Source organism: Elizabethkingia sp. YR214 (assembly GCF_003058195.1).
GTDB lineage: Bacteria > Bacteroidota > Bacteroidia > Flavobacteriales > Weeksellaceae > Elizabethkingia.
In genome coordinates, this window is the sequence record NZ_QBUH01000002.1 from 319,268 (window position 1) to 331,425 (window position 12,158).

10 protein-coding genes are annotated in these 12,158 nt (G+C 37.8%); 6 read left to right on the forward strand and 4 right to left on the reverse strand.

Annotated elements, in window-relative coordinates; genetic code table 11:
• Positions 1-20: 20 nt before the first annotated feature.
• From C8J95_RS04590 to C8J95_RS04600, 3 genes are all read right to left on the reverse strand, one after another.
• Positions 21-1,601 (reverse strand): MFS transporter, encoded by a 1,581-nt coding sequence (locus tag C8J95_RS04590; protein WP_107808945.1) that lies wholly within the window; start codon positions 1,599-1,601, stop codon positions 21-23.
• Between the two features lie 83 nt (positions 1,602-1,684).
• A complete protein-coding gene (locus C8J95_RS04595) occupies positions 1,685-3,064 on the reverse strand; it encodes a porin (RefSeq protein WP_107808946.1) in 1,380 nt (459 codons plus the stop codon).
• 121 nt (positions 3,065-3,185) lie between these two features.
• Positions 3,186-3,602, reverse strand: a complete 417-nt coding sequence (locus C8J95_RS04600) for a helix-turn-helix domain-containing protein (protein WP_107808947.1) — start codon at positions 3,600-3,602, stop codon at positions 3,186-3,188.
• A 337-nt stretch (positions 3,603-3,939) separates the two neighbouring features.
• Here C8J95_RS04600 and C8J95_RS04605 point away from each other — a divergent pair, with 337 nt between their 5' ends.
• The 3 genes from C8J95_RS04605 (at position 3,940) to carB (ending at position 9,195) form a co-directional block, all read left to right on the forward strand.
• The gene (locus C8J95_RS04605) at positions 3,940-4,836 is read left to right on the forward strand and encodes an aspartate carbamoyltransferase catalytic subunit (protein WP_107808948.1); all 897 of its coding nucleotides are present in this window, start codon (positions 3,940-3,942) and stop codon (positions 4,834-4,836) included.
• 83 nt (positions 4,837-4,919) lie between these two features.
• Positions 4,920-6,008, forward strand: coding sequence for a carbamoyl phosphate synthase small subunit (locus C8J95_RS04610; RefSeq protein ID WP_107809028.1), 1,089 nt, complete (start codon positions 4,920-4,922; stop codon positions 6,006-6,008).
• A gap of 1 nt (position 6,009) precedes the next feature.
• A complete protein-coding gene (gene carB, locus C8J95_RS04615; RefSeq protein WP_107809029.1) occupies positions 6,010-9,195 on the forward strand; it encodes a carbamoyl-phosphate synthase large subunit in 3,186 nt (1,061 codons plus the stop codon).
• A 109-nt stretch (positions 9,196-9,304) separates the two neighbouring features.
• On the opposite strand, the gene C8J95_RS04620 is transcribed toward carB, so the two are convergent.
• Entirely contained in the window at positions 9,305-9,841 is a 537-nt protein-coding gene (locus C8J95_RS04620) for a GNAT family N-acetyltransferase (protein WP_107808949.1), read from the reverse strand.
• 174 nt (positions 9,842-10,015) lie between these two features.
• On the opposite strand from C8J95_RS04620, the gene C8J95_RS04625 reads away from it, so the two are divergent.
• The 3 genes from C8J95_RS04625 to C8J95_RS04635 are packed head-to-tail and all read left to right on the forward strand — an operon-like array spanning position 10,016 to position 12,141.
• Positions 10,016-10,624, forward strand: a complete 609-nt coding sequence (locus C8J95_RS04625) for a DUF2911 domain-containing protein (RefSeq protein ID WP_107808950.1) — start codon at positions 10,016-10,018, stop codon at positions 10,622-10,624.
• Positions 10,625-10,666: 42 nt separating this feature from the next.
• Positions 10,667-11,212, forward strand: a complete 546-nt coding sequence (locus C8J95_RS04630) for a GNAT family N-acetyltransferase (protein WP_185124609.1) — start codon at positions 10,667-10,669, stop codon at positions 11,210-11,212.
• A gap of 35 nt (positions 11,213-11,247) precedes the next feature.
• On the forward strand, positions 11,248-12,141 hold the full coding sequence (locus tag C8J95_RS04635) for a LysR family transcriptional regulator (RefSeq protein ID WP_107808951.1): 894 nt from the start codon (positions 11,248-11,250) through the stop codon (positions 12,139-12,141).
• The last annotated feature ends 17 nt before the right edge of the window (positions 12,142-12,158 follow it).

Below are 12,158 nucleotides of genomic sequence, written 5' to 3' on the forward strand. Positions count from 1 at the left end.
AAATTTGAGTGATTCGGTGGTTAATCGTGAAGATTATTGTTTTTATTTTTAAGATAAATCAATCCAATGACCAAGCAGACTGCAGCCACTCCAATCGGATACCAAAGTCCTTCAAGATACCACGCAGTGTGATTAGCTTCTTTTCCTGTTGTAACCAGATAGGTAGCCACTGCCGGAAGAAGTCCTCCAAAGACCCCGTTCCCAATATGATAAGGCAGGGACATTGATGTGTAGCGAATCCTCACTGGGAACATTTCTACAAGAAAGGCTGCAATAGGTCCATATACCATGGTTACGAATATAACCTGAATGAATACCAAGAATACCAGATATAATTTTGTGTTGTCACTTACATTTACGGATTGGGAAACCTTTGGTTCCTCAATCTTTCCGTCCTTCATGACGGGGCCACTTGGAGACCAGTGAACAATGCTGTCTTTTTTGATTAATGTTCCGTCGGTAAAAAGAGTTTCCTTGTGAAAGGTAACAAGGCTGTCTGTAGTGATGTCATTGTGGATTTTTGCAATTCTTTTCTCTGTGATCCCATTGACGGCTATGGTTTTATTTTCAATGCTCACGCTTTTGAACATGCTGTCATAAATGGGTCTATAGGCTAGGATGGCTATCAGCATTCCGGTCATCATCACTGCCTTTCGTCCAATTTTGTCAGAAAGCCATCCGAAGAGCACAAAGAATGGAGTTCCTAGAAATAAAGCGGTTGCCATTAGGTAGTCTACTTGTGTGGATTCTATATTCATTACCTTTTGCATGAAGCTCATGGCATAGAACTGTCCCGTATACCAGATTACCCCTTGTCCCATGGCAGCTCCAAAAAGAGCCAATAGCACGAATTTGAAATTGTATTTGTTTCCAAAGCTTTCCTTCAGTGGGTTTTTTGATGTTTTCCCTTCACTTTTAGCCTTGGCAAAAAGAGGAGATTCCTTCATGTTCTTTCTAATGATATAAGATACTGCTACCATTAGAATGGAAATCCAGAAAGGAATCCTCCATCCCCAGTTGTCGAATTCTTCTGCTGAAAGAGTGCTTTTGGTAATCAGGATGACAATCAGTGAAATGAAAAGTCCTGCTGTTGCTGTGGTTTGGATCCATGAAGTCCAGTAGCCTCTTCGATGAGGTTGGGCATATTCCGCAACATAGGTGGCAGCACCTCCGTATTCACCTCCAAGAGCCAAACCTTGTAGTAATCTTAGAATCAGAACTAAGACAGGAGCGATGAATCCGATGGTTTTATAACTCGGGATACATCCGATGAGGAAGGTAGAGAACCCCATGATCAGTAAAGTGACGAGGAATGTATATTTTCTTCCAATAAGGTCTCCCAGTCTTCCAAAGAATAAGGCTCCAAATGGCCTTACTACAAATCCAGCTGCAAAAGTGGCTAAGGTAGATAAAAATGCTGCGGTTGGATTGTCTGCAGGGAAGAATTTTGTGGCTAAAACGATGGCCAAACTTCCAAAGATGTAGAAGTCATACCATTCAATTAATGTTCCGAGGGATGAGGCGGTGATGACGCTCCAGATAGTGCGGTTCTTTTGCTTATCAGTCATATTCTCGTAGCTTTCATGGTGATTTTCACTCATATCGATTGGTTTTGATGTTAATGGGGGAAATGATGTTAATTCATCCAAAGTTTTTATTGGGTTGGATATGTAAGTTATTACGCTTATAAGTAGATCTGAAACTGTACAATGAATTCTCCTTTTGAGGAAGGGCTGTCTGATGGGGTTGTGTATACAGGTCTTGTTGAATATTGGGTGGTGATCTTCGCATGATGTCCATCTATGAACCAGTTGGCACCAATATCGAATTGTGAGGAAGATTTATCGAATGCTTCAAAGCTTTTGTGAGTGTAGGCTGCGAAGGGTTGTATTCTGATTTTTGGCTTTTCTGCTTGGCTTGGCAACAGTAAGCCTGCCTGTGCATAGATGATATTGCCTGTTCCGATGGTGGGTTGTAGATTTCCAGGGCCTGCAATCGCTTTGTTTCCGATAAAATTAGGATCCGTGGTTGCGATATTCATGATTCCCAAATTTCTTACATAGTTGGGTCCAAAGTTATAATTATAATATCCGGCGTAAGCGGAAATAGCCATTTTATTCTTTGCTCCTCCCAAAGGAATATCTGCAAAAGCATCCACTGCAAAAAGGGTAATGTCATGCTTTTTAATATCCGAATTGACAGAAGTTTTTGTTCCGTCTGCCTGATGGTAGAATCCTGCTCCTAGATTGAATACTTTCTTGGTTCCCAGATAAGAACCTACCTTGAAAGGTAACGTATTGGATTCCTCATCAAGGAATTGGTATTCTATGTATCCGGCTTTTGAGAAGCTTGGGTTTCCGTTGTTGTCTATTGCTACGGCTTTTGATGGATCTGTTGCGTTGATGGGGGTAAGGTCGGTAGCAAAGGGTTTGTTCAGGCTAAAACGATATTCCAGTTTTCCATATTTACCTTTGGCGAATATTCCAAGCTGTCTTGCAAACTGATCCGAATTATCAATTAATGGCCATGTAAAAACTGGAGAATCAATAGTGAGAAAATTTAGTGTAGATGCCATGGTCATACGGGATAGCCCCATGTAATAATGTAATCCCGCTCCCAATGACAAACTAAATTTTCCTGCTTCTCCCGGCATAATAACTGCAAATTCATTCCAGGCATCATGAAAGAATAGCTGTGTTTTCTTTCCGTTTCCATATCCTCCTGTTCCTGAAGTACCTGATGCTCCACCATTGATGAAGGTCTGGTTGTTGATTCCAAAATGCAGGAGAATCATATATCTTTTGGATATTTGTGCGTATGCTAAGGCGCGTAACCTTCTGTTTCCTATGCTCCAGGAATTGTTGGTAGGTTCATTTCCCACCATGCTTCCAGGGTTCATTGAGGTGTTTCTCAACCAAAGTTGGTCCCACAAAATAAATCTTACGAATTTATCTCCGTCCGGATTGAGGTTGATTTTTAATCCACTGCCGTAATCAGGAGAGCCTTGCGAATACATAGAGCTGACGATTAAGGTTAATCCAATAAATGTAAGTAATTTCTTCATAAATTATTAATTTTTGGCATTGTTTTTTGTGAAAGCCAAATTGTAATTAATAATTTGTTTATGAAAATTTAATATATATTAGTGGTAATAGTATAGTTATTTATCTACTTGTTTAAAATTATTACTGTTTAAAACGCTCCCATTTAATCAGCATATACTTGTCTGCAAATTGGGTGATGATGATTCCTGAGTTCTTGATGTTTTCTTCCTGAGTGATATACTCAATCAACTCATTTTGTTTTAGTATCTTATATACAGGATGGAATTCTGAATGAGGTGGTCTCGTGATATTGTATTTTTTGATCCATGAGCTTATCGTAACGTGGGAAACCCCTATGATTCTCTCTATTTCACGATAGCTTAAGCCTTCCAAATATAACTGGAGTGCCTTCGTTACATAATAATCATCAATCTGCTTCCCAAGTTTCTTGACTGTGAAATAATAGTTGCAGTTCTTGCAATGAAAGCGTTGTTTTTCGTTCACGATACCACTTTTTACCACCTTGTTGCTCTTGCATTTAGGACATGTGTTTTCCATGGCTATATCATTTTAGCAAATATATAATAAATTAGCAATTTTATATTTATATCTATATTGTTTAAAATAAATTATTAACAGATTTATATGGAGTATTCGTAAACATTAAACACTAATATTATATTACCACAGAATTCTTTGCTATTTTTAATTTAATTTGAAATTCTTATTTTGTTGTATCATTAAATGTTGTATATTTGCACCCAATGGAAACATTGCACCCTACTATACAAGTACAAGACGTGAAATTTGATGGCTTACCAGCCATAAAGATATTTATTTTTTAAAACGAAGGCTTTTTGGTCTTCGTTTTTTTTATGCTTAAACTATAGATAATATGCTAACAATAACCGAACTAAGTACAGAAAAGATTGAAAAAATTCTCGAAGAAGCTGCTGAATTTGCTAATGGTAAACAAGCTAAAATTGTAGGTGATTGCTTTTGCGCAAACATGTTCTTCGAAGACAGTACCCGTACCAAAACAAGTTTTGATATGGCTGAAAGAAAACTCGGACTACAAGTAGTGCCTTTTGAAGCAATGACCAGTTCGGTTAACAAAGGAGAAAGCTTATATGATACTGTAAAAACAATAGAATCTATAGGTGTGAACATTGTTGTTATTCGTCATAAAGAAGACCACTACTTTGATCAGCTGGAAAACATTAATATTCCGATTATCAATGGAGGTGACGGTAAAGGAAACCATCCAAGCCAGTCAATGTTGGATTTGCTGACAATCAAACAAGAGTTTGGAAGCTTTGAAGGACTAAAGGTTGGTATCGTAGGCGATGTGAAGCATAGCCGTGTTGCCAACTCAAATGCTCAGGCTTTAAGAAAACTAGGTGCAAAGGTTAGTTTTTCAGGTCCATCCAAATGGTTTGATGAAGGCGCTATTATCAATGGTACTTATCAACCCCTGGACGAGCTTATAAAAGATGTAGATGTACTAATGCTTCTGAGGATCCAGCATGAAAGGCATGATGATAAGATGAGCTACACAGATGCAGAATATCACAAGAGATACGGATTGACATTAGAGCGCGAGAAAACAATGAAATCTAATGCTATTATTATGCATCCGGCTCCAATAAACAGAGGTGTTGAAATAGATGATACTCTGGTAGAATGTAAGCGCTCAAGAATCTTCACTCAGATGAAGAACGGCGTTTTTGCAAGAATGGCTATTCTAAAAGATGAGCTTGAAGCAAAAGGCTATACATTCAAAACTATATAAGTAACAAACAAAAGAAGAAAGCAAATAATTTAATATAAAAATATAATGTGCAGCATTGATTGTACATTGTACAGGAAAATAAAATGAAGAAAAAGCTAATATTAGAAAGCGGCGAAGTTTTCCACGGGGTGGGATTCGGTGCCAATGTAGACACAGAAGGAGAAGTGGTTTTTAATACTGGTATGTCCGGCTATCAGGAACTTATTTCAGATCCTTCATATTGTGGACAGATCGTGTGTATGACATATCCGTTAATTGGGAATTACGGTATCAACAGAGACGATTATGAGTCTATCGAACCTGCTATGAAAGGATTAATTGTGAAAGAAGTTTGTGATTTTCCTTCTAATTTCCGTAGCCAAATGGATCTGGATGAATTCTTCAAGCACAAAAACCTAAGTGGGATCTCCGGAATCGATACCAGAAAGCTAACGAGACTTATCCGTAGCAAAGGAGTTGTGAAAGGAAAAATCGTAGACGAGAATGCGGATGAACAAGTTGTTGTTGAAAAGCTAAAAGCAACAACATTCCCAACTAACCAGATTGAAGCTGTATCTACCAAAACCAATTATGCAAGCCCGGGACGCGGATTAAAAGTAGTTTTAGTAGACTTTGGAGCAAAACTGGGAATTCTTAGAGAACTAACTCAGAGAGATTGTGATGTAACAGTAGTATCTCAGGATATCACAGCTGAAGAAATCATAATGATTAACCCGGACGGGATTATGTTATCCAACGGTCCTGGTGACCCGGAAGATGTACCACATGCTCTTGAAATGATCAGAGGTCTTTTAGGAAAAGTTCCAATCTTCGGAATTTGTATGGGACATCAGCTGATAAGCTTAGCTTGTGGAGCGAAGACATTCAAATTAAAATTTGGTCACAGAGGAGGAAACCACCCTGTATTAGACCTTAAAACAAATAAAGTAAGCATTACCTCTCAAAACCATGGTTATGCTGTAGATCAGGAATCTTTAAAGAATACTGATCTTGAAGAAACTCACATAGCACTAAATGACAGAACCAATGAAGGTGTAAAACACAAAATACACCCTTGCTTCTCAGTTCAGTATCACCCGGAAGCTAGTCCTGGTCCTGAAGATGCAAACTATCTATTTGATGAGTTTATTGATATGATGAATGAGTTTAAATCTAAAAAAGAAGTTCACTAAGATGGCAAAACGTACAGATATAAAAACTATTTTGGTAATTGGTTCCGGACCTATTATCATCGGACAGGCAGCAGAATTTGACTATGCAGGAACGCAGGCTTGTTTGGCACTAAAAGAAGAGGGATACCGAGTAATATTGGTGAACTCTAACCCTGCAACAATTATGACAGATGTAGAGATTGCAGATAAAGTATATATTGAGCCTATCTCTCTGGAATTTGTAAGCAGAATTATCCGTAAAGAAAGACCAGACGCTTTACTTCCTACTTTAGGAGGTCAGACAGGTCTTAACATGGCGGTAGAACTTGAAAATTCAGGAATATTAGAAGAATGCAAAGTAGAAGTTTTAGGAACTAAACTTTCAGCAATTAATCAGGCTGAAGACCGTGACTTGTTTCGCGAACTAATGAGAGAACTGAAAGAACCAGTTCCTGAATCTGAAATTGTAACAACAATACAAGGTGCATTAGAATTTGCTCAGAATATTGGCTACCCGGTAATTGTAAGACCTGCCTTTACACTTGGTGGAACAGGTGGTGGTATTGCATCTAACGCTACAGAGCTAAAAGAAATTACAGCTAATGGTCTTAAATACAGCCCGGTTACACAGTGTCTTATCGAAAAATCTATTGCCGGATTCAAGGAAATAGAATATGAGGTAATGCGTGATGCAAATGACAATGCCATCGTAGTTTGTAACATGGAGAATGTAGACCCGGTAGGTATCCATACCGGAGACTCTATCGTAGTTGCACCATCTCAGACATTATCTGACAGAGAATATCAGCTTCTTAGAAATGCTTCTCTGAAAATTATCCGCGCCCTGGGAATTGAGGGTGGATGTAATGTACAGTTAGCCTTAGACCCGCATTCATTCGACTACTATATTATCGAGGTTAACCCAAGAGTTAGTCGTTCATCTGCCTTAGCTTCAAAAGCAACAGGATATCCTATCGCTAAACTTGCTGCAAAAATCGCAGTTGGTCTTACACTAGATGAAATGATGAACCCTGTTACAGGTAAAACTTATGCTTGCTTCGAGCCAGCATTAGACTACGTGGTAACAAAGATTCCTCGCTTCCCGTTCGATAAATTCGAAACAGCAGACAGAAAGCTTTCGACACAGATGAAGGCAACAGGAGAGGTAATGGCTATCGGAAGAAACTTCGAAGAGTCTATTATGAAGGCTATCCGCTCACTGGAAACAGGAATACAGCACTTGGGTCTGAAAACTAAGGCAGCAGATGCTTTAACTCCGGCTGATATCGAAAGAAGAATCCGTGTAGCTGATGACGAGAGAATGTTCATTATAGGAGATGCTTTAAGAAGAGGTTACTCTTGGGAGCAAATCGTAGAGTGGAGTAAGATTGACAAGTTCTTTGTATGGAAATTCAAAAAGCTTGTAGACTTTGAAAAAACTATCGCTGAGAATGTTAAAAATGCTGAAGTTCTAAAAGAGGCTAAGAAGCTTGGATTCTCTGATGTGAACATCGCTCACCTTTGGAATGTAACTCAGGATGAAGTTTACAAATTCCGTAAGGAAAACGGAATTATCCCGGTATACAAAATGGTTGATACTTGTGCAGCAGAGTTTGAATCCGAAACACCATACTTCTACGGAACTTATGAAGAGGAAAATGAAAGTGTTGTAACAGACAAGGAAAAGATCATCGTACTAGGTTCAGGACCTATCCGTATCGGACAAGGGGTTGAATTTGACTATGCAACAGTACACTCTGTATGGGCAATTAAAGAGATGGGGTACGAAGCCATTATCATCAATAACAACCCGGAAACAGTTTCTACAGACTTCTCTATCTCGGATAAATTATACTTCGAACCATTAACGGAGGAAGATGTAATGAGCATTATCGACCTTGAGAAGCCTAAAGGAGTTGTAGTACAGTTTGGAGGTCAGACAGCGATTAACCTTGCTGATAAATTAGCTAAACATGGTGTTCAGATTCTGGGGACTTCATTAGAAGATCTTGACAGAGCTGAAAACAGAGATAAATTCGAGCAGGCACTTCAGGAACTTGGAATTCCACAGCCACTAGGGAAAACATGCTTCTCTAAAGAAGATGCAGTTAAGATTGCTAACGAAATCGGATATCCGGTTTTAGTACGTCCAAGCTACGTATTAGGAGGACGGGCAATGGAAATCGTATACAAGCAAAGCGAACTGGAACATTACATGGAATTTGCTGTAGAAGCAAGCCCGGAGCAGCCAGTGCTAATCGACCGTTACTTGACAGGTAAAGAGGTTGAAGTAGATGCTATCTGTGATGGTGAAACAGTAGTGATTCCAGGGATTATGGAACATATCGAAAGAGCCGGAGTACACTCTGGAGACTCTATCGCAGTTTACCCGCCACAAAATATCTGTCAGGAGAATCTTAATGATCTTGTAGATTATACCATCCGCCTTGCAAAAGGACTTAAAGTAATTGGATTAATGAACATCCAGTACGTACTAAGCGAAGGAAATGTATATGTAATCGAGGTTAACCCAAGATCCAGTCGTACAGTGCCTTTCTTAAGTAAAATTACCGAAGTGCCGATGGCAAACATTGCTACAAAAGCAATCTTGGGTAAGAGTCTTAAAGAACAAGGCTATGAAAATGGTTTGGTACCAAATAAAGAAGGAATCTTCGTAAAAGTACCAGTGTTCTCTTTCAGCAAACTACACAAAGTAGATATTACTTTAGGACCTGAGATGAAGTCTACAGGAGAGGTAATGGGGAAAGATATTACACTGGAAAAAGCATTATACAAAGGTTTGATCGCAGCAGGAAGAAAAGTGCCATTACACGGAGCTGTATTGTTCACTGTAGCTGACAAACATAAGCCTGAAGCATTAGACTTAGCTTCCAGATTTTCAAACATTGGTTATAAGATTTATGCAACGAACGGAACAGCTAAATACTTCGAAGAAAATGGTGTACGTGCTGAAGTAGTAAATAAAGTAGATGATTCTGCTGAAGAAGATTTAATCGACTTGATCCAGAAAGGCGGAATTCAGTTTGTAGTAAATACGATGACTAAAGGAAAAGAGATCGAAAGAGATGGTTTCCGAATCCGTAGAGCAAGTGTTGAAAATGGTGTACCATGTCTAACATCTATGGATACTGTAGAAGCTTTGGTAAAAGTAATAGAATCTATGACTTTCCAAATGCAGGAAATGTAATCAACAAATAATTGATAAATAAAAAAGGCCGCTAAGAAATTAGTGGCCTTTTTGTTTATGATATTTCGGGGTTAACTTTAAAAAGTACCGTGTCGAAATATATTTTTTCTTACATCGAATTTATATTATCTAAAGACCAGTAATACATCTCTTCATCCTGTTTTACCTGTGTAAATCCTACCTTTATTAATAGCTTGGCAGAAGCATGATTGTCCGTATAACTCCGTGCTGTTATTTCTTTTATAATCTCTGTTGAAAAGGCCCACTGTATAAGCTTATTAATAGCTTCTTCTGCGTAACCTTGTCTTCTTTCTTCTTTTTTTATTCCATAGCCAATATCTGCATTTTGTTCGGAAGCATTATAGCCCTTGAAACCTGCATCACCAATCACTTCTCTGGTATCTTTTCTTATAATCATCCAGGATTCAAAACCAGTAGGCCCATCAGCTAGGGACAGGTTATTGATGATTCTTGGTAATGTTTCTGCAAAATCCTCATCAGGCCAGTTTATTCCTCTTTCTATATTCAGTTGTTCCAGATCACTATAATTATTGTCCAGAATATTTTCACAGATTTTTATAGTAAAAGGTATCAGAATTAACCTTTCCGTTGTCAGATTTTCAATTTGTAATTTTCCTGCTTTCATAAATTATCAATAAGCTTTATAAGCCCGCCCAAATCTACTAATTTCATTTTAAGAAAAATAGCAGGCTTCATTATGGTAGTATTCTGTCTAAACTTATCATATTTAAACAAAAGAAAACCTGTTTTTATTCGGGCATTTGCAAAATGTTTTTTACTTTTAAATAAAATTTTCCTAATGAAAAAATTCGCCTTTAGTTTAGCCTTATTTGCAAGTGTTCTTGCTTATTCACAGTACACTTTACCTGTTGCCAGCCCCAGAGCGGCTACAGAGCAACAATTCTCGGTTTCTAAAATCAAAGTTGATTATGGAAGACCTTTTCTTAATGGAAGAAAAATTTTCGGTGGCTTAGAACCTTTTGACAAAGTATGGCGTTTGGGAGCTAATTCTGCAACCTTAATTTCATTTGGGCAGGATATCTTATTTGGTGATAAATACATAAAAGCAGGTACTTATGCTTTTTATGCAATTCCCAAAGCTAAAGAATGGGTTCTTATTCTGAATAAAGGAGTAGGTAACTGGGGGGCTTATGACTATAAAGAAGGTGATGATGTTGCAAGAGTAACGGTTCCTGTAAAAACACAGACAACTAAAACTGAAGTTTTTACAATTAACCTTACACCAGTTAATGCTACACAGACTGATATTGAAATTTTATGGGACGATGTACAGGTAAAGCTGCCTGTAAAAGTAGCTAATGAATCGGCTGTTAATCTGATTGCTGAACAGTTGAAGAGCATTAAGAAAATTGACAGTGATGCAAGAAAAACTGCAGAGAAAAAATAAAACATGCAAGCGGGCGAAAGCCCGCTTTTAACTTTAAAAATAATGACAAACCAAATGACAACTGTACCTATTCCTGAAGTTTTGGAAAATGATGATGTAAAGCTGGTTCTGGTTAAAGAATCAGACTTTGAGAAAATTTATGAAGTTGGTTCTGATCCTAAAGTATGGGAACAGCATCCAAATCCTACACGTTACCAAAAAGAGATATTCAGAACCTTTTTTCAGGGAGCTTTAGAAAGCCATGCAGCCTATCTTATCTATGATAAAAAATCAGGAGAACTGGCGGGAAGTACTCGCTTTTATGATTATAATGAAGGCGATAACAGTATTTTTATAGGTTATACTTTTTATGCTACCAAATTCTGGGGAACAGGTATTAACCCAAAAGTAAAACATCTGATGATGGATTATATCTTCCAGTATGTCGACAAGATCAACTTCCATGTAGGCGAAGACAATAAGCGTTCGCGTATTGCTATGGAAAGATTAGGAGCCAAGCTGAAAGAAATTGTCAGAGTTGCCTATTTTGGAGAACCGGACCGTATTAATGCATGGTATGTAATAGACAAACCTGCAGACAATAACTAAACACATTTTATTCCCTGTAATTTATAATTCTAAAAGTGGATTTTCGTTTAAAGATATTTTGTTCAGCTGCACAGTACAACAGCTTTACTAAAGCAGCACAACTCAATTTTATCACACAGCCTGCCGTTACCAAAAACATAAAAGAACTGGAGAGCGAACTGGGTGTAAGCCTTTTCGAGCGTAAAAATGCAAGAGTAGAACTTACCGAAGCCGGAAAGGTATACTATGAATATGCACAGCAGCTGCTGAAAGTATATGAAGAAGCTCAGTTTAAAGTAGATGAACTGAGAGGCAGCTTCAACGGAAGACTGAATATCGGAGCGAGTACCACAATAGGACAATATATACTTCCCAAGGTTCTGGCTGTTTTCAAGCAAGAGCATCCTTATATTACTATACAGATGCTGAATGCAAATACAGAAGAAATTGAAAAAGAATTGCAGGAAAATACAATAGATTTAGGTTTTATTGAAGGGCATTCCGGAAAGTCCAGCTTAAAATATGAGCCCGTAATGGATGATGAGATTGTCGCTGTTGTACATCAGAATCATCCTTTATTTGTTCAGGAAGAAATTAATATCAGTGAACTGAAAGAACAAAATTTTGTTCTTCGTGAGAATGGCTCCGGAAGCCTCGATGTAATAGCTGATATTTTTATTAAGAATCATATACGGCTAAAAGATCTGAAAGTTGAGGCTCAGTTGGGAAGTACAGAGAGTATTAAAACCTTTCTAGAATATAGCAATTGTATAGGCTTTTTATCAATTCATGCTCTCCGAAATGAATTGTTATCGGGTAAATTTAAAGTATTGGATATAGAGAATTTCAGTATTAAACGTCAATTTAATGCTGTCTATTCGCATGGGAACTTCGATGGTATTCCAAAATTGTTTTTAAATTTCTTTCATAACTATAAGCAAAAGTTATAGTATATAATATTTTTTGA

Excerpts from the sequence above, each read along its gene's own strand:
- carB (WP_107809029.1), top strand. The coding sequence starts at position 6,010 with ATGGCAAAACGTACAGATATAAAAACTATTTTGGTAATTGGTTCCGGA.
- C8J95_RS04610 (WP_107809028.1), top strand. The coding sequence starts at position 4,920 with ATGAAGAAAAAGCTAATATTAGAAAGCGGCGAAGTTTTCCACGGGGTG.
- C8J95_RS04625 (WP_107808950.1), top strand. The coding sequence starts at position 10,016 with ATGAAAAAATTCGCCTTTAGTTTAGCCTTATTTGCAAGTGTTCTTGCT.
- C8J95_RS04595 (WP_107808946.1), bottom strand. The coding sequence starts at position 3,064 with ATGAAGAAATTACTTACATTTATTGGATTAACCTTAATCGTCAGCTCT.
- C8J95_RS04590 (WP_107808945.1), bottom strand. The coding sequence starts at position 1,601 with ATGAGTGAAAATCACCATGAAAGCTACGAGAATATGACTGATAAGCAA.
- C8J95_RS04630 (WP_185124609.1), top strand. The coding sequence starts at position 10,667 with ATGACAAACCAAATGACAACTGTACCTATTCCTGAAGTTTTGGAAAAT.
- C8J95_RS04605 (WP_107808948.1), top strand. The coding sequence starts at position 3,940 with ATGCTAACAATAACCGAACTAAGTACAGAAAAGATTGAAAAAATTCTC.
- C8J95_RS04620 (WP_107808949.1), bottom strand. The coding sequence starts at position 9,841 with ATGAAAGCAGGAAAATTACAAATTGAAAATCTGACAACGGAAAGGTTA.
- C8J95_RS04600 (WP_107808947.1), bottom strand. The coding sequence starts at position 3,602 with ATGGAAAACACATGTCCTAAATGCAAGAGCAACAAGGTGGTAAAAAGT.